Origin of the sequence: Kitasatospora sp. NPDC059722, assembly GCF_042733235.1 — a bacterium.
Classification (GTDB): Bacteria; Actinomycetota; Actinomycetes; order Streptomycetales; family Streptomycetaceae; genus Kitasatospora.
Window position 1 is genome coordinate 1 of the sequence record NZ_JBHWGD010000019.1, and the last position, 17817, is coordinate 17817.

15 protein-coding genes are annotated in these 17817 nt (G+C 73.2%); 6 read left to right on the top strand and 9 right to left on the bottom strand.

The genetic code is table 11. From position 1 onward, the window contains the following. On the top strand, positions 1-347 hold a 347-nt coding region (locus ACFV4F_RS15020), incomplete at its 5' end, for an ABC transporter ATP-binding protein (protein ID WP_380502605.1). Between the two features lie 58 nt (positions 348-405). After that, positions 406-2964: an ABC transporter permease gene (locus tag ACFV4F_RS15025; protein WP_380502608.1), complete on the top strand. Its 2559-nt coding sequence runs from the start codon at positions 406-408 to the stop codon at positions 2962-2964. 323 nt (positions 2965-3287) lie between these two features. Here the strand turns inward: ACFV4F_RS15025 and efeU are convergent, their stop codons facing one another. From efeU to ACFV4F_RS15045, 4 genes are all read right to left on the bottom strand, one after another. Next, positions 3288-4115: an iron uptake transporter permease EfeU gene (gene efeU, locus ACFV4F_RS15030; RefSeq protein WP_359961676.1), complete on the bottom strand. Its 828-nt coding sequence runs from the start codon at positions 4113-4115 to the stop codon at positions 3288-3290. 34 nt (positions 4116-4149) lie between these two features. After that, entirely contained in the window at positions 4150-5451 is a 1302-nt protein-coding gene (efeB, locus tag ACFV4F_RS15035; protein ID WP_380447319.1) for an iron uptake transporter deferrochelatase/peroxidase subunit, read from the bottom strand. A 211-nt stretch (positions 5452-5662) separates the two neighbouring features. Further along, complete coding sequence (gene efeO / locus ACFV4F_RS15040; RefSeq protein WP_380447317.1) at positions 5663-6811, bottom strand: iron uptake system protein EfeO; 1149 nt, start codon at positions 6809-6811, stop codon at positions 5663-5665. A gap of 177 nt (positions 6812-6988) precedes the next feature. Continuing rightward, entirely contained in the window at positions 6989-7798 is an 810-nt protein-coding gene (locus ACFV4F_RS15045; RefSeq protein ID WP_380502611.1) for an ABC transporter ATP-binding protein, read from the bottom strand. A 271-nt stretch (positions 7799-8069) separates the two neighbouring features. On the opposite strand from ACFV4F_RS15045, the gene ACFV4F_RS15050 reads away from it, so the two are divergent. Next, positions 8070-9671 (top strand): M4 family metallopeptidase, encoded by a 1602-nt coding sequence (locus tag ACFV4F_RS15050; protein ID WP_380502614.1) that lies wholly within the window; start codon positions 8070-8072, stop codon positions 9669-9671. 10 nt (positions 9672-9681) lie between these two features. On the opposite strand, the gene ACFV4F_RS15055 is transcribed toward ACFV4F_RS15050, so the two are convergent. From ACFV4F_RS15055 to ACFV4F_RS15075, 5 genes are all read right to left on the bottom strand, one after another. Next, positions 9682-10725 carry a hypothetical protein gene (locus ACFV4F_RS15055; RefSeq protein WP_380502616.1) on the bottom strand — a complete coding sequence of 348 codons (1044 nt, stop codon included), beginning with the start codon at positions 10723-10725 and terminating at the stop codon, positions 9682-9684. Positions 10726-10767: 42 nt separating this feature from the next. Next, positions 10768-11727 (bottom strand): D-2-hydroxyacid dehydrogenase family protein, encoded by a 960-nt coding sequence (locus ACFV4F_RS15060; protein ID WP_380502836.1) that lies wholly within the window; start codon positions 11725-11727, stop codon positions 10768-10770. A gap of 19 nt (positions 11728-11746) precedes the next feature. Then, positions 11747-12109, bottom strand: a complete 363-nt coding sequence (locus ACFV4F_RS15065) for a hypothetical protein (RefSeq protein ID WP_380502619.1) — start codon at positions 12107-12109, stop codon at positions 11747-11749. Between the two features lie 10 nt (positions 12110-12119). Then, on the bottom strand, positions 12120-13601 hold the full coding sequence (locus tag ACFV4F_RS15070) for a glycerophosphodiester phosphodiesterase (RefSeq protein ID WP_380502622.1): 1482 nt from the start codon (positions 13599-13601) through the stop codon (positions 12120-12122). 317 nt (positions 13602-13918) lie between these two features. Beyond that, entirely contained in the window at positions 13919-14911 is a 993-nt protein-coding gene (locus ACFV4F_RS15075; protein WP_380447303.1) for a DUF5937 family protein, read from the bottom strand. Positions 14912-14996: 85 nt separating this feature from the next. On the opposite strand from ACFV4F_RS15075, the gene ACFV4F_RS15080 reads away from it, so the two are divergent. The 3 genes from ACFV4F_RS15080 to ACFV4F_RS15090 all read left to right on the top strand — a co-directional run bounded on the left by ACFV4F_RS15080 (position 14997) and on the right by ACFV4F_RS15090 (position 17787). After that, positions 14997-15932 carry an oxidoreductase gene (locus tag ACFV4F_RS15080; protein ID WP_380447301.1) on the top strand — a complete coding sequence of 312 codons (936 nt, stop codon included), beginning with the start codon at positions 14997-14999 and terminating at the stop codon, positions 15930-15932. A gap of 598 nt (positions 15933-16530) precedes the next feature. Beyond that, on the top strand, positions 16531-17148 hold the full coding sequence (locus ACFV4F_RS15085) for a histidine phosphatase family protein (protein WP_380502625.1): 618 nt from the start codon (positions 16531-16533) through the stop codon (positions 17146-17148). A gap of 60 nt (positions 17149-17208) precedes the next feature. Further along, positions 17209-17787 (top strand): TetR/AcrR family transcriptional regulator, encoded by a 579-nt coding sequence (locus ACFV4F_RS15090; protein ID WP_380502628.1) that lies wholly within the window; start codon positions 17209-17211, stop codon positions 17785-17787. Positions 17788-17817 lie beyond the last annotated feature (30 nt).

The following is a 17817-nucleotide window of genomic DNA, read 5'->3' on the forward strand; positions in this document are numbered from 1 at the left end:
TCTCCGGCCGCCTCAGCCACCGCCCCTCCCAGCTCTCCGGCGGCCAGCAGCAGCGCGTCGCCTGCGCCCGCGCCCTCGCCGGCAAGCCCGACATCGTCTTCGCCGACGAACCCACCGGCAACCTCGACTCCCGCTCCGGCGCCGAGATCCTCTCCTTCCTACGCAACTCCGTGCGCGAACTCGGCCAGACCGTCGTCATGGTCACCCACGACCCCGTCGCCGCCTCCTACGCCGACCGCGTCGTCTTCCTCGCCGACGGCCGCATCGTCGACGAACTCCACAACCCCACCGCCGACACCGTCCTGGACCGCATGCGCCGCTTCGACGCCAAGGGCCGCACCAGCTGAGGCCGCACGGACACCGCTGCGCCGACGCCCCCTAACCCACCAGGACTGACTCTCCCCCATGTACCGCACCGCACTGCGCAACGTGCTGGCCCACAAGGCCCGCCTGCTGATGACGGTCCTCGCCGTCATGCTGGGCACCGCCTTCGTCGCCGGCACGCTCGTCTTCACCGACACCCTCGGCAACGCCCTCAGGTCGCAGAACGCCAAGAGCTACACCGACATCGCCGTCACCGTCTCCGACCGGGGCGCCGTCGGCCGCGGCTACGACCACGGCGGCAAGTCCGCCACGAACGCGCCGCTCACCGAGGAGACCCGCAAGGCCGTCGCGGCCCTGCCCGGCACCGCCGACGCCCGCGGCATCGTCAGCGGCTTCGCCGGCATCGCCGACAAGAAGGGCGCGCTGGTCGGCGACGGCTTCTCGACCACCGGCACCAACTTCGTGCCCGGCGCCGACGGCACCGACCCGCGCTACCCGCTGGTCGAGGGCCGCGGCCCGAAGAACGCCACCGAGATCGCCCTCGACGCCAAGACCGCCGAGAAGGGCGGCTACCAGGTCGGCGACACCGTCCGGGTGGCCGTCAACGGGCCGGTCATGGAGCTGAAGCTCACCGGCACCCTGCACACCAACGACCCGCGCGTCGTCTCCGGCGGCTCGCTCGCCGCCTTCGACACCGCCACCGCCCAGCAGCTCTACCTGAGCCCGGGCCACTTCGCCGAGCTCGACGTGAAGGCCAAGCCGGGCACGGACGACGACGCGCTGCTCGCCACCGTCCGGCAGGCCCTGCCGCAGGGCGGCGAATTCGAGGCCAAGACCGGCCGCGCGCTCGCCGACGAGCAGGACAAGATGATCGAAGCCGGCACCAAGGGCATGAGCAAGGCGCTGCTGGTCTTCGCCGGCATCGCGCTGTTCGTCGGCATCTTCATCATCGCCAACACCTTCACCATGCTGATCGCCCAGCGCACCAAGGAGCTCGCGCTGCTCCGCGCGATCGGCGCCGGCCGCCGGCAGGTCACCCGCTCCGTCCTGGTCGAGGCGTTCCTGGTCGGCCTGACCGCCTCGGTGGCCGGTCTGGCCGCCGGTGTCGGCATCGCGGCCGGGCTGCGCTCGCTGCTCAACGGCCCGATGGAGGCCAACCTGCCGGACGGCCCGCTGGTGGTCGCACCGGGCACGGTGGTCACCGCGATCCTCGTCGGCGTCCTGGTGACCGTGCTGTCGGCCCTGCTGCCCGCCATCCGCGCCGCGCGGATCGCCCCGATCGCGGCGATGAGCTCGGTCGAGCAGCCGGCCACCCAGAAGAGCCTGCTGCTCCGCAACGTGATCGGCCTGGTCCTCACGGGCATCGGCGCGGCCGCCCTGGCGCTCGGCGCCGTCGGCAAGACGGTCGGCCTGGTCGGCCTCGGCGCGGCCGTGCTGATGATCGGCGTGTTCGTCCTCACCCCGCTGCTGGCCCGGCCGCTGATCACCCTGTTCGCCCCGCTGCTGCGCGCCGTGTACGGCACGCCGGGCCGGCTCGCCAGGGAGAACGCGGTCCGCAACCCGCGCCGCACCGCCGCCACCGCCTCGGCGCTGACCATCGGCGTCATGCTGATCACCGCACTGACGGTGGTCGGCGCCTCGGTGAACAAGGCCGTGGACGACGCCACCGCGAGCGACTCCAAGGCCGACTACACCGTCGCCATGGCGAACTACTCGATGCTCTCCCCCGACGTCGTCCCGCAGATCGCCAAGGCGCCCGGCGTCACCGCGGTGAGCGGCACCCGGACCGTTCCGGTGGAGACCGGCACGGACGACAGCGAGTGGCTGACGGCGGTCGACGCGAACACCCTCGACCAGCTGGTCACGGTCAAGGTCAAGGACGGTTCGGCGGACGCCCTCAAGCAGGGCAAGCTGCTGGTGAGTTCGGGCCGCTCGGAGACCGCCGGCTACAAGGTCGGCGACGTCCTCAGCGTCACCTACCCGGACGGCGCCAAGGGCTCGCTCACCGTCGGCGGCGTCATGGAGGCCAACTCCGTACTGGCCGGAGTCGTCGCCCCCGAGGCCGTCGTCGGCCCGCACGCCCAGCCGGGCACCGGCCCGGACAAGGTCCTGGTCAAGGGTGCCGATGGCGCGGACGCGAAGCTCAAGCAGGCGCTGCGCGACGCGACCGGCGGCAACCCGCTGATCGAGGTCAAGGGCGAGGCGGACGTGAAGAAGGAGAACCGTCGCATGATCACGGACCTCCTGAGCGTCCTCTACGGCCTGCTCGGCATGGCCGTCGTCATCGCGGTGCTCGGCGTGGTCAACACCATGGCGATGTCGGTCTTCGAGCGCCGCCGGGAGATCGGCATGCTGCGGGCGATCGGCCTCGACCGGCGCGGCGTCGGCCGGATGATCCGGCTGGAGTCGCTGCTGATCGCGCTGTTCGGCGGCGTGGTCGGCGTGGTCCTCGGGATCGTGGTCGCCTGGGCGGGCCTCAAGACGCTCGGCGACACGTTCAAGGGCATGTCGACCGTGGTGCCGCCGCTGCAGATCCTCGGCTTCCTGGTCGCGGCCGCCCTGATCGGCCTGCTGGCCGCCCTCTGGCCGGCCCGCCGGGCCGCCCGGACGGACATCCTGGGCGCGATCAAGAGCGAGTAGAAGCCCCCGGCCACGAGGGGCCCCGCACCATCGGTGCGGGGCCCCTCGTCGTTGCACGGCCCGGTGAACCCACACCCTGGTGCGAGGGTTGCGGCGACCCGGTGGTGAACCCGGCCGACGGGACGAGGAGTCGGACGACGTGCCGGACGTTGACGCCGTCCACGTCGGCGATCGGCGGCCCGGTCTCGTCCGGCGGGGTGAGCCGGAGGCCGGACGGTGATGCGGTCCACCCGTCGGCACGAACGTGGCGCCGGCAGCAGAACCGAACCGGCCCCGCACGGCGGCGGATTGCCGTGCGGGGCCGGTCGAGGAGAACGGGCGGGTCAGGCGGCGACGGGCTTGCGGGTCGCCTTCCCTCCGAACAGGCCGAAGAACACGGCCAGCGTCGGGACGAGGTAGCCGAGCCAGACCACCAGCTGGAGGACCGTCGGGTCCGGCTGGAAGTTGAACACGCCCTTCAGCAGCGTGCCGTACCAGCTGTCCTTCGGGATCGTGCTGCTGATGTCGAAGGCCAGGCTGTGCAGGCCCGGCAGCCAGCCCGCCTCCTGGAGGTCGTGCACGCCGTACGCGAGCACGCCGGCCGCGACGACGACGAGCATCGCGCCGGTCCAGGTGAAGAACTTCGCCAGGTTGATCCGCAGCGCGCCGCGGTAGAACAGCCAGCCGAGCACGACGGCGGTCAGCAGGCCGAGCGCGGCGCCGGCCAGCGGGTTCCACCCGTCGTCGGTGGCCTGCACGGCCGACCAGATGAACAGCGCCGTCTCCAGGCCCTCGCGGCCGACCGCGAGGAAGGCCGTGACGACGAGCGCCGTGGTGCCCATCGCGATCGCCGCGTCCAGCTTGCCGTGCAGCTCGGTCTTCAGGTGCCGGGCGGTGCGCCGCATCCAGAAGACCATCCAGGTCACCAGGCCGACCGAGACGATCGACAGGCTGCCGCCGAGCGCCTCCTGGGCCTCGAAGGTGAGCTGCGAGGAGCCGAACTGGAGCACCGCGCCGAACGCCATGCTGAGCACGACCGCCGAGCCGACGCCGAGCCACACCGGCGGCAGCTTGTCCCGGCGGTCGGTCTTGACCAGGTAGGCGATCAGGATGCAGACGACCAGGCTGGCTTCGAGGCCTTCGCGCAGGCCGATCAGGTAGTTGCCGAACACGGCTGACTCCTCGGGGTGATAGGGGTATGCGGGATCAGCCGAACAGGGCCTGGCCCCACCACTCCCCCGGCTTGCGGACGCCCGCCGGGCAGGCGAAGTGCGCGGAACCGACGTGCTGGATGTACTCGTTGAGCTTGTCGCTCGCCGCGAGGCGCTGCTGGAGCGGCACGAACGCCTTGCGGCTGTCGCGCTGGTAGGCCAGGAAGAACAGGCCCGCGTCCAGGCGGCCGAGGCCGTCGGTGCCGTCGGTGAAGGAGAAGCCGCGGCGCAGGATCATCAGCCCGCTGTTGGCGTCGGGGTGGGCCAGGGCGACGTGCGAGTCGGCCGGCATCGCCTTGAGGTCCGGGTCGTCGTGCTCCCGGGCCTTGCCGTAGGGGGCGCCCTCGCCCTTCGTGCGGCCGAAGACGTCCTCCTGCTCCTTGAGCGAGGTGCGGTCCCACGTCTCGATGTGCATCCGGATCCGCCGGGCGACCAGGTAGGAGCCGCCGGTCATCCAGTCCGGGCCGTCGCCGGGGGCCGCCCACACGTGGTCGGCCAGCCGGGCGGTGTCGGTGCCCGCGATGTTGTGGGTGCCGTCCTTGAAGCCCAGGAGGTTGCGGGGGGTCTGCTGGTCCGGCGTGGTGGAGGAGGTCTTGCCGAAGCCCAGCTGCGACCAGCGGATGCTCACCGTCCCCATCCCGATCCGGGCGAGGTTGCGGATCGCGTGCACGGCGACCTGCGGGTCGTCGGCGCAGGCCTGGACGCAGAGGTCGCCGCCGCTGCGCAGCGGGTCGAGCTTGTCGCCCTTGAAGTTCGGCAGCTCGATCAGGGCCTCGGGGCGCCTGGCCTTGAGGCCGAAGCGGTCGACGCCGTCCTTCTCGAACAGGCCCGGGCCGAAGCCGATCGTCAGAGTGAGCCGGGAGGCGGGCAGGCCGAGGGCCTCGCCGGTGTCGTCCGGCGGCGCCTCGGGCAGGCCGCTGGCGGCGCCGGTGCCGACCTCGCGGCCGCCGGTCATGGCCGCGGCGGCCTTCGTCCACTCCTTGAGCAGCTTGACCAGCGAATCGCGGGTGGCCTTCTCGGAGACGTCGAACGCGGCGAAGTGCAGCCGGTCCTGGACGGGGGTGGCGATGCCGGCCTGGTGGTCGCCGTAGAAGGGCACCTCGGCGCCCGGGGCCGCGGCGGGCGCCGGTGCGGGGTCGTCCTGCCGGGTGGCGGCGGCGACCGAGCCGACGGCGGCGGCGCCGAGCGCGACGCCCGCCCCGGCCCAGCCGATGACGGCGCGGCGGCTGACCGCGCTGCGGGGGTCGGCGTCGGCAGCGGCCGTGTCCGTGCGGTCCATCGGGTTCTCGGCGTCCATCGGCGGGCGGGCCCTTCTCTGTGCTGCTGGGTCCCACGGCTGCCGTGACGACCGGACGGGGCCGCCACGGCGGCCGTGGGGTGTGGTGAATACGGGCTGGGGGTCGGCGACTTGACGACTATCGGATGGTCGGCGGCTCGCCGACCACCGCGTGGCCGGTCGGTCGACGGCCACCGCGCGGCCGGTCACGCGCCGGCCACGGCGCGGTCGGCTACTTGACGACCACGGCGGCGGCCAGCTTCGACAGCGGCTCGCCCAGCGAGTTGACGGCGTCGGAGAAGGTCTTGCGCTCGGCCTCGGTGACCTTGTCATAGGACGTGTAGGTGCCGTCGGCCTGCTTGTACTTGGCGAGCAGCGCCTGGATCGAGGCGAACTCGGAGTCCAGGGTCTTCGCGAGGTCGGGGTTCTTCTCGGCGGCGACCGGCTTCAGCAGCTCGTACGCCTTCTGCGCGCCCTCGACGTTGGCGTTGAAGTCCGCCAGGTCGGTGTGGCTGTAGCGGTCCTCCTCGCCGGTGATCTTGTTGGTGGCGACCTCGTCCAGCAGCTCCTTGGCGCCGTTGGCCATGCTGGTCGCGGTGATCTCCGCCTCGGGGATCTTCTTCTGCCAGTCCAACAGGTCGCCCACGAGCTGGTCGGCGAGCTGCTTCTCGTCGTCGCCGATCTTCCCGTCGGCCCAGAGGGACTTCTCCAGGCGGTGCCAGCCGGTCCACGGCTTGCCGGCCTCGACCTTGTCCTCGCGGGTGTCGGTCTTCGGGTCGACGTCGCCGAAGCTCTCGGCGACCGGCTCGGTGCGCTCCCAGCCGGTGCGCGAGGGGGCGTAGAGGGACTTGGCCTTCTCCACGTCGCCCGCCTTGATCGCGGCGGCGAAGGCCTCGACCGCCGGGATGGTGGCGTCGGCCTGCTCCTGCGCGTACCTGCGGTAGGCGTCGACGGCGGCGGCCAGGCGCGGGTCCGCGGAGGCGGTGGCGGCGCCCTCGCCGGTCACCGTGATCTTCTGCCGGATGCCGTCGCCGACCATGCCGGGCTTGCAGGCGATCTCGTACGAGCCGGCCTTGATCTCGGCGTTGATGGTCGCCTTGGTGCCGGGGCCGATGTTCTCGCGCTCGGTGACGATCTTGTCGCCCTCGGCGTAGACGTAGACCTCGGTGGTCTTCGAGCCCTTGTTGCTGATGTCCAGGACGACGTGGCCGGCCGGGAAGGAGGTCTTCGAGACCTCGCACGCGGAGTCGGTGGCGTTGATCTTCACCGCGTCGGCGCCACCGGCCTTGTCGTCCTTCTTGTCCGCACAGCCGGCCAGCGTCGCGGTCGCGACGGCGAGAGTGAGCAGCGCGGCTGCGGTCGTACGACGACGGGCGGGCATGACGGCTCCAACGGAAAAGGGCATGGGTGTGCCAGGGCGTGGCGAGGCGCCGACCGGGTCGGCGCCTCGTGATTAGCTAAGGCATACCTTACGTAAGATTTCCTTACCGGCGATACCCACCCCCCTGAGTCCGTCGCCTCCGGCCTCCTGAAGAGCGGCGCTTCGTCAGAGCAGCGCTCAGCTCCCCGGGGTGCGGCGGGCCGCGGCGCGGGCGGTCCAGCGGCCCTCGTGGCGGGTGATCCGGATCGGGTGGCCGAAGGTCGCGCTGATCAGTTCGGTCGTCATCACCTCGTCGACCGGCCCGGCCGCCACGCACTCGCCCTCCCGCAGCAGGAGGGCGTGGGTCGTCGTCTCCGGCAGCTCCTCCAGGTGGTGGGTGACCAGCACGCTGGCGAGGTCGGGGTGCTGGTGGCGCAGCAGGTCGAGGCTGTCGAGCAGGAGTTCGCGGGCGGTCAGGTCGAGCCCGGTGGCCGGCTCGTCGAGCAGGAGCAGGCGGGGGCTCGGCATCAGCGCGCGGGCGATCAGCGCCCGGCCGCGCTCGCCCTGGGAGAGCGTCGTCCACGGGGCCCCGGCCATGGCCGTCATGCCGAGGGTCTCGATCAGGAGCTCCGCCCGCTCGACCGCCCCGGGGGCGGGCTTGCGGTGCCACTCCGGCTCGATGGTGTTGGTGGCCCCGGTGAGCACCACCTCCCGCACGGTCAGCGGCGAGCGCAGCGGGTGGCGCGGATTGACGTGCCCGAGGTGGGCGCGCAGTTCGCGGACGTCGACCCGCCCGAGCCGGCGGCCGAGCACGTCCACCTCGCCCCGGGTCGGGTGGGAGACCGCCCCGAGGAGGGCGAGCAGCGTGGACTTCCCGGCGCCGTTGGGGCCGAGCAGCGCCCAGTGCTCGCCGGGCCGGATGGTCAGGGAGATCCCGCGCAGGAGGTGGCGGCCGTCGCGGACGACGTCCACGTCCCGGGTGCGCAGCAGGGGGGCGGGCGATGTCATGCGTGCACGGTACAACCATCCCGAACAGACCGTCATGAACCGTTCACATGCTGGATCTTCACCCCTGGTCAGACCCGGTCTGGATTGATCTGCACAGGACACAACTTGGCAAAGATATGACCATTCCCCTGGCCATTCATGACCGATCACCGTCAATCTCGGTCACAGCTGTTCGCGGGCCGTAGTTCGCCCGAGCTTTACCGCGCGTTTCCCCAACCACGCGCGTCCCCTGCCACGCGCGTTTCCCTGTCACCACCCCACTGGAGTCAGAGTGAGCCCCACCTCCTCGTCGGCGTCCCGTCGTGCCCGCATAGCCGGTGCCACCGCCGTCATCGCCGCCCTCGTCGCCGTCACCGTCCCCGCCGGCACCGCCTCCGCCGCGCCCGCCGGACGGGACGCCGCGGTCGCCCAGGCCCGCGCCAACGTGGCCCGCAACGCCGGGGTGTTCGGGTTCGGCGACGGCCAGGACCTCGTGCTCAAGGACGTCGTCCTGGACGCCGACGGCTCGTCACACGTCCGCTTCGACCGCACCTACCAGGGCCTGCCCGTCGTCGGCGGCGACCTCGTCGTCCACCAGAACGCCCGCGGCCGCCTCAAGGACTCCACCCGCGCCGCCGCCCACGACCCCGCCGTGGCGTCCACCTCCCCGGCCGTGGCCCCGCAGGCCACCGCCGGCAAGGCGATCGCCTCCGCCCCGGGCGTCCACGACGCCGTCGGCACGCCCGAACTGGTCGTCTGGGCCGCCGACGGCACGCCCCGCCTCGCCTGGCGCACCACCGTCGCCGGCACCGGCGAGCACGGCCAGCCCGCCGGCCGGGTCGTCGTCACCGACGCCACCACCGGCGACGAGATCGAGGCCTACGACAAGGAGCACCAGGCCGCCGGCACCGGCCACTCCGAGTACACCGGCGACGTCACCGTCGACACCACCCCGGCCGCCGGTGGCGGTTACACCCTCGCGGACCCCGTGCGCGGCCACGTCACCAAGGACGCCGGCAACGCCTCCGCCGACGCCATCACCGCGGCCTCCGGCACGCCGTTCACCAGCAGCACGAACGTGTGGGGGGACGGCAAGAAGTTCTCCACCGACCGCTCCACCGCGGCCGTCGACGCCCACGCGAACACCGCCTGGACGTACGACTACTACAAGAAGACCTTCGGCCGGAACGGCATCAAGAACGACGGCAAGGGCGCCACCGTCTTCGTCCACGTCGGCACCAACTGGGACAACGCCCAGTGGTCCGACGACTGCTTCTGCATGATGACCGGCGACGGCAACGGCACCAGCGACCCCGAGCAGGTCGACCTCGACACCATGGGCCACGAGATGACCCACGGCGTCACCAGCGCCACCGCCAACCTCCGCTACAGCGGGGAATCCGGCGGCCTCAACGAGTCCACCAGCGACATCTTCGGCACCATGGTCGAGTGGTTCGCCAACAACAAGGTCGACACCCCCGACTACCTGTTCAGCGACCAGTCCACCCCGCCGTGGCTGCGCCGCTTCGACAAGCCCTCGCTGGACGGCAAGTCGGCGGACTGCTGGAGCGCCACCGTCGGCAAGCTCAACGTCCACTACTCCTCCGGCGTCGGCAACCACTGGTTCTACCTGGCCAGTGAGGGCAGCGGCAGCAAGACCATCAACGGCGTCGCGTACAACAGCCCCACCTGCAACGGCTCCAAGGTGACCGGCGTCGGCAACCAGAAGATCGCCAAGATCTGGTACCGCGCGCTGACCGTCTACATGACGTCCACCACCAACTACAAGGGCGCGCGCACCGCCTCGCTCAACGCCGCGAGCGACCTGTACGGGCTCAACAGCGCCGAGTACAAGGCCGTCGCGGCGGCGTGGAGCGCGGTCAAGGTCAACTGACGGCCGCCGCTCAGGCGGTGAACCCGACGTGGACGTGGTCGTGGTGGGTGTCGTCGGTGAAGAACTGGTTGCCGGCCCCCGGGATCGCGATCGGCCCGCCCACGTTGTACGAACCGGCGGCGGCCGCGGCCCGCATGAAGGACTCGATCAGCTGCCGCGGCGTCGCCGGGTCCACCACCGGGTGCCCGTCGATCCGCCAGACGTCGAAGGCCCGGCCCAGCGGATGGTCGCTGGGCCGGGTCGTGCCGAAGACGTCCAGCGGGTGGCCGGTGCGCACGACGCTCACCGACAGCGCGTAGGTGCCGGCCAGGCCCAGCATCGCGTTCATCACGCTGTCGTGGACGCTCCCGCTGCGCAGATCGGCGAGCGCCTCCGGCGGCAGCTCGATCCGCGGCTGCGCCAGCACCTTCGCCAGCGCCGCGGGCGGCGGCTCGGCGGGCGGGCCCGGCACGCCCGGGTGCAGGTCGGTGACGGTCCAGCGCGGCTCGGCGCGGCTCAGGCGGACGTCCACCGTGACGCCGCCCCCGGCGGCCGAGCCGTCCGGCTGCCGGGTCCACTGGCGGCAGACGACAAGCACGCTCGCCGAGCCGGTCAGGATCCCGCCGTACTGGGCGTCGATCACCTCCAGGCTCGCCTCCGGCGCGGCGGGGGCGAGCGGCCCGGCCGCGTCCGCGAGGGCCGGCGGCAGCCCGAGCGCCGCCACCCGGGCCCGCGCCGCCTCCGCCCCCTGCCCGCCGGGCGGCCACGCCCCGAGCGCGGCGACCAGCTCGACGGCGCGGCGCTTGACGTCGGGCTGCACCTCGGACGGGCCGGGCTGCCAGAGCGGCGGGTTGGGGAGGGGGGTCTGGCTGGGGCTGGGGCTCGGGCTCGCCGTCGGAGTCGGGCTCGGGCTCGGGCTCGCCGCTGGGGCGGGGCTCGCGGTCGTCGAACTCGGCGCCGCCACCGGTTGCCTGCTCCCGCTCCCGCACCCGGCGGCGCCGAGCAGCAGCGCCGCCGCGCCCGCCCGCAGCACCCCGCGCCGGCCCGCCGTCCGCATGTCGTCCTGGCTGGTCACGCGCCCAGTATGCGGCGGACCGGGCCCGATCCCGTGGAGGGCTCAGCCGAGCCGGCGGATCGGGTCGCCCGCGAGGAAGGCCGCGATGTCCTCGATCGCCTCGCCGTAGTAGCGGCCGTAGTTGTCCCGCGTCACGTACCCCAGGTGCGGTGTGGCCAGCAGCCGGGGAGCGGTCCGCATCGGGTGGTCGGCGGGCAGCGGCTCGACGTCGAAGACGTCCACGGCGGCGCCCGCGATCCGGCCCTCGGTGAGCGCGGCGATCAGCGCCGCCTGGTCGACGATCGCCGCCCGGGACGTGTTCACCAGGTACGCGGACGGCTTCATCAGGTCCAGTTCGGCGTCGCCGATGAGTCCGCGGGTGCCCTCGTTCAGACCGACGTGGACGGACACGAAGTCGCTCTCGCGCAGCAGTTCCTCCTTGCTCGCCGCCCGCCGCACGCCCGCCTGGGCGGCGCCCTCGTCCGTCAGGCTCCGGCTCCACGCGACGACGTCCATGCCGAACGCGACCCCGACCCTCGCCACCAGGGCGCCGATCCGGCCGAGCCCGATCAGGCCGAGCACCCGGCCGTGCAGGTCGGCACCGACGGTGCTCTGCCAGGGGCCGTTCCCGCGCAGCGCGTCGTTCTCCGCCATGATCCCGCGGGCGAGCCCGAGCAGCAGCGCCCAGGTCAGCTCGACCGGCGGCGTGCCGGAGCTGGCGGTGCCGCACACGGTGACGCCGTGCGCCTCGGCGGCGGCGAGGTCGATCACCGAGTTCCGCATGCCGGAGGCGATCAGCAGCCGCAGCCGGGGCAGCCGGGCGAACAGCGAGGCGGGGAACGGCACGCGCTCGCGCAGCGTCACGACGATGTCGAACTCGGCCAGGGCTTCGGCGAGTTCGTCCTCGGTGGCGAAGTGTTCGCGGAACGGGACCGGCTCGACCCGGTCGGCGATCGCGGACCAGTCGGCGAACGCGGTTCCGACGCCCTGGAAGTCGTCGAGCAGGGCGCAGCGGAGTTTCACGGCAGGAAGATTCATGCCGTCAACTGTCGCAGACGCCTTGGTTTCCCGTCGCTCCGGTGGGGTGCAGGCCGTAGTGGTCGCGCGGGCTCTCCACGATCCATGACGGCTCACCGAGCTTGTTCCCCAGGATCCGGATCGGCACCCGGAGGTCGCGTGCGTGCGGCCAGTCGACCTCCCACGCACGCCGCATGATCTCCTCGGCCGGATGCGTCCCGTCACCGAGCTCGACGAGCCCGTGCAGGAGATCCGTCTCCTTGAAGGTGAGCTGCGTCGCGCGGCCGTCGACTGTCGCGACGCGGGCGTCCAGGTCGACGACCAGACGGCCGTCGAACGCGGTCACGGTGCCGCGCCGCGGCAGGTCCTCGGGGGTCGGCCACGTCATGCCCCGCAGCCTACCGACCGGCCGCGGCCTGGAGCCAGGCCGCGTTCCAACCGGCCAGCTCCGCGGGGCGGTTGGTGATGATGCCGTCCGCCCCGGCCTCCTCCAGCGCCTTCCAGCGGGCCGGCGCGTCGACCGTCCAGACGTTCACGGCGACGCCGGCGGCGTGCAGGTCCTTGACCACTCCGGGACGCGGGGCGAGGGCGTCGTCCGACGGGTTGTAGGCGGTGAGCCCGAGGTCGCGCGCGGTGGCGACGGGATCGGGGTCGAGCTCGGAGCGCAGCAGGCCGAGGGGCAGCTCGGGCGCGAGCTCGCGGGCGTAGCGCAGGGCGTCCACCTGGAAGCTCTGCACGAAGACCCGGCCCGTCATGCCGTGGTCGCGGACCTCCTTCACGATCCGGGCGACCTCGTCGCGGGTGTGCGGCCCCTTGATCTCCAGGAGCAGGTTGCCGCCGCGGGTGCGCAGGTCCTCCAGCTGGGCGGCGAGCGTCGGCAGCCGGGTGCCCGCGTAGGCCGGGGCGAACCAGGAGCCGGCGTCGAGCGCGTCCAGCTGGGCGGCCGTCAGGTCGCGGACGCGGCCGGTGCCGTTCGTCGTGCGGTCCACGGTGTCGTCGTGCAGCACGTACGGGACGCCGTCCCTGCTCGGCTGGACGTCGTTCTCGATCCACTGGGCGCCCGCCCGGCGGGCGACCTCGTCCGAGACGAGCGTGTTCTCCGGCGCCGCGGACGACCCGCCGCGGTGCGCGAACACCGTCACCGGCGTCCCGGCCGGACGGATCCACGCGTTCGGCGCGAGCGCCGTCACCTTCACCGCCGCGAACGACACCCGCGCGCCGTTCACCAGCAGCGCCTGGCCGCCGTCCGCGCTGCGGGCCAGCCGGGTGGTGCGCAGCGCCTCGCGGCCCTCGAAGATCCAGCGGGCGCTGGTGCCGTGCACCTCGACGGCGATCCGCACGTCCCGGCCGGTGGTGGCGGCGGACGGTGCGGCGGCGGTGTCGGTGACGTTCCACGTGTCGCCGGTGGTGCGCCGGGCGAACTCCAGCCCGTTGCCGGCCGTGCTGCCGGAGCGGACGGTGGCGATCGACCAGGGCGTCGTACCGGCGGCGGGGACGTCCAGGCCGAGGGCCGTCCAGCGGGTGGCGTCCTGGACGGTCTCGAAGCGGGCGGTGGCCTCCAGCCGGAAGTCGTCCAGGTGGCGGCCGAAGGTGATCCGGCTCTGCCGCGCCCCGTCGGCGGAGCTGCCGACCAGACGGCCGTTCTCGACGCGCCAGTCGCCCTCGACGGGGTTCCACCCGGCGGGGAGGCCGGGGCCGGCGAAGCTCTCGTCGACGACGACGTCGCCGGGGCTGCTCGTGCTTCCCGTGCTGCTCGTCGGCACGGCCGGCGCAGCCGGGGCGGTCAGGGCGACGGTCCCGAGCCCGAGGGCCGCCGCGACCAGCGCGGCGACGAGGCCGGTCCGTCGGCGGCGGGCGGCGGCTTGCCGACGTGGTGTCATGTACAGCACGCTACGCGCGGCCGGCGAATGCGCCCCGAAGAAACGGGGAACCTGCCGTGACGATTGGGCTTTTCGTAGGTTTTTCGCAGGCATTCCACCCGCTTTCCACCCCTGACGTCGAGCCCCTCGGTTCGCCGGACCGGACGGGTCGGGCACGACTCACCCCCGACGTCGCCCGGGAACCACATCGGGAAGCGACACCCACGACTCGGCACCGACCTTCGGCCACGCAGCCACCCCGGCCTCGCCCCGGCCTCGCCCGGGCCTCGCGCCGCCACCCCGGACATCGCTTCGCCACCCACCCGACCACCTCCGCCTCACGTCAGTGGCGCCAGGACCGCCTCCGCCGAGGCCGTGCGGGCGTACAGCACCGAGCGGCCCGCGCGGTGGGCGCTCACCAGGTGGGCGTCGCGGAGGGCCGTCAGGTACTGCGAGACGGCCGCGGGCGACAGGCCCGTACGCCGGGCGAGGTCGGTGGTCGACGCCGGGGCGTCCAGTTCGACGAGCAGGAGCGCGCGGGAACGGCCGAGGACGGCGGCGAGGGCCGCGTTCGGCGCGGCGGGCCGGGCGGCCCACAGGCTGCCGATGCCGCGCGCCGGGTACGCGAGCTGCGGCGGGTCCGGCGGCGCGACCCGCATCAGCGGGCCCGGTCCGGTGAAGGCCGAGGGGATCAGCAGCAGGCCCGCCCCGGACGTCCGGCGGTCCAGCGGCTTCGGGCGGCGCTCCAGCCGGAGCGTGTCCCGCGACCAGCGGACCTCGGCGTGCAGGTCGTTGAGCACCCGCGCCGCACCGTGTTCGGCCACCTGCCGGGCGCGGTGCAGGACGTCCGCGTCCAGCGCGGCGCGGACGCGCGCCCAGTACGGCGCGAGCGCGACCTTCCAGTACGCCTCGAACGCCTCCGTGAGCCGCGCGAGGCCGGCCGGCGGGTCGGCGTACAGGGCGCGCAGCCGGGGGCCGAGGCCGTCGCCGTACTCCCGCAACCGGTCGAGGTCGCGCCGTACCCGCTCGGCCGGCGTGGCCCGGATCGCGGCCAGTTCCTCCGCGAGCGTGGGCGCCGGGCCGGCCGGGGCGGGGTTGACGAAGTCCGGCACGTACCCCGCGGGCGGCACGATCTCGGTGAGCCAGCCGCGCAACGGCCCGACGGCGGCGAGCCGGGGCCGCACCTGCTCGACCCACGGACGGTGCACCGGGTGGGCCCGGCCGGACGCGAGCAGGCGAAGGCTCGGCCCGAGCTCCCACATCGGCGAGACGGCGAAGCGCATGCTCGCCAGATCCCCCACCGTGAACGACAGTTCCGTCTCCACGGCCATGCGCGTCCTCCCGTACCCGTCCATTGGATTCGCACATTCCCGAATCATTGGCGATCAGGCTAGCCCGGATTCGATCATGTCGACCATGACTCCCCACATGACGCCCGACACCTCGCCGACCACCGTGCACGCCTCCGCCGCCGGCACCTGGACCCTCGGCGACCGCGCCGTCCACCGGATCGGCTTCGGCGCCATGCGCCTCCCCCAGACCGGCCCCGCCCTCACCCCGCACGCCGTCCCGCGCGACCGCGACCAGGCCGTCGCCGTCCTGCGCCGCGCCGTCGAACTCGGCGTCAACCACATCGACACCGCCGCCTTCTACTTCTCCCCGCTGCGCTCCGCCAACGAGCTCATCAACCGCGCCCTCGCGCCCTACCCCGACGACCTCGTGATCGCCACCAAGGTCGGCCCCGCCCGCGCCCTCGACGGCACGTGGGCCGAACACGCCCGCACCCCCGAGGCCCTGCGCGCCCAGGTGGAGGAGAACCTCCGCCAGCTCGGCCGCGACCACCTCGACCTGGTGAACCTGCGCGTCCTCGGCACCGACTCCATCGCCGAACGCTTCGGCGCCCTCGCCGAGTTGCGCCGGGCCGGACTCATCCGCCACCTCGGCCTCTCCAACATCCACCCGCACCACCTGGCCGAGGCCCGGGAGATCGCCCCCGTCGTGTGCGTCCAGAACCCGTACGGCATCGGCGCCGCCCCCGCACAGGACGAGGTGCTGCGCCTCTGCACCGAGCAGGGCATCGCCTTCGTCCCGTTCTACGCCATCGCCGGCACCGGCCGCGAGCACGGCACCGGCGCGAGCACCGGCGAGCCGCCGCAGGTGGAGGCCGTGGCGAGGGCCCACGGCGCGAGCACCGCCCAGGTCCGCCTGGCCTGGACCCTCCACCGGGCCCCCAACGTCCTGGCCATCCCCGGCACCGGCGACCTCACCCACCTCACCGAGAACATCGCCGCCGGCACCCTGCACCTGACCCCCGACGACCTCACCCTCCTGAACACCGCCCACCAGGCCTGACACCACCCGAGAAGTCGCCCCACCCGACTTCTCACGCAGCCGGTCATTCGCTCCCGGCCCCCGGCCCCCGCAAGCACCCCGCGTGGAAGGTCGCCCCCGCACCCAACATCAGAAGTCGACCCGCCCGACTTCCTGCGCACACCTCCGAGCCAACGCCACAGCCGCGCAAGGAATCGGGGGCCACGGTCCCGCACCCGCCGCATCCCAGAAGCCGGAAGGACACCGCGCAGGGGCGGCGCGTGCGACTTCCCACGCGCGGAACACGCCACCGTCCAACACCAGAAGTCGGCCCGCTCGACTTCCTGTGCACGCCCCTGGCCCAACGCCACACCCGCGCAAGGAGTCGGGTGAGGCGACTTCCTACACGCTCGCAGCAGCCCGGAGGCCGTAAGGACGGTGCCTGGGAAGTCGACCCCTCCGACTTCCCAGGCGCGCGACCAGCGGATGAACGCCCAGGGGGCGCCTCGCAGAGGAAGTCGGCCCGCCCGACTTCTCGCGCGCGGCGGGACGGCGGGGGGCTTCTGGTCCCTGCGGAACCGGGTGGGTGGGGTGGGACGTCGGTTCGGGGGAGTTGATCACTGTGCCCAGGAGGCCCTGCATGGCTGGAAACGCTGCCCGTTACCTCTACCTCGTCCGGCACGGGGAGGCGCTGCCGGACGAGAGCGGGCTCTCGGAGGTCGGGCGGCGTCAGGCTGCGCTGCTCGGGCGGCGGTTGGCGGGGCGGCCGATCTCTGCCGTGCACCATGGACCGCTGGCCCGCGCCGCGCAGACGGCCGGGCTGATCGCCGAGCACCTGCCCGCGGCCACCGCCCGGGCCTGCGACGCGGCGGGCGACTACGTTCCCTACGTCCCCGGGCGGGCGGAGTTGCCCGCCGAGAGTGCCGACCTCTTCCTCCGCTTCGTCGCGCGTTCCGAGCCCCAGGAGTCGGGGCCCGAGCTGGCGCGGCAGGCCGTGGCAACGTTCACCGGGCCCGTGCCCGGGGACGAGGAGCGGCACGAGCTCGTCGTCACGCACAACTTCCTCATCGCCTGGCTCGTACGCCATGCCCTCGATGCGCCGCCGTGGCGTTGGCTCGGGCTCAACCATGCCCATGCCTCGCTGACCGTCATCCGGTACGCCCCCGGGCGGCCGCCCTCGCCGCTGCTGGTCAACGACCTCGGCCACCTGCCCGAGGACCTTCGCTGGACCGGCTTTCCGGCCGGGTACGGGGTGTGAGCCGCGCGACCCGACGCCCTCCCGTTGGCAAAATATATAGACCGGTCTATTCTCTTCCGCATGGGAGCCAAGGGTGAGGAAACCCGCGCCCGGCTGATCGCCGGCGCGCGGGCGCTGATCGAGGCGCAGGGGTACTTCGGCAGCGGCGTCAACCAGATCGTCGCCGAGAGCGGCGCGCCGCGCGGTTCGCTGTACTTCCACTTCCCCGAGGGCAAGGACCAGTTGGTCGCCGCCGCCCTCGTCCAGGCCGGGCGGGAGGTCGAGGACCTGCTCAGGTCGCTCGCCGCCGAGGGCGTCGACGCCGGCGCGCTCACCCGGCGGCTGACCGAGGTCTTCGCCGACCGCCTGGAACGCTCCGACTTCACCAAGGGCTGCCCGATCGCCACCGTCGCACTGGAGGTCGCGGGCACCAACGAGCCGCTGCGCGCGGTCTGTTCGGCGGTGTACGAGAGCTGGCAGCGGGTCCTCGCCGAGCGGCTGGAGGCCGGTCGGTTCGGACCCGCCGAGGCCTGGACCGCCGCCGGGCAGGCGCTCGCCCTGATGGAGGGCGCGGTGCTGCTCGCGTCGGTCCGGCGCAGCCGGGAGCCGCTCGACCACGCCCAGCACGCCGTGCAGTACCTCATCGGCGCCAAGGGCTGATTCCGCGGGCCTCGCCGCTCGGGAGCTCCC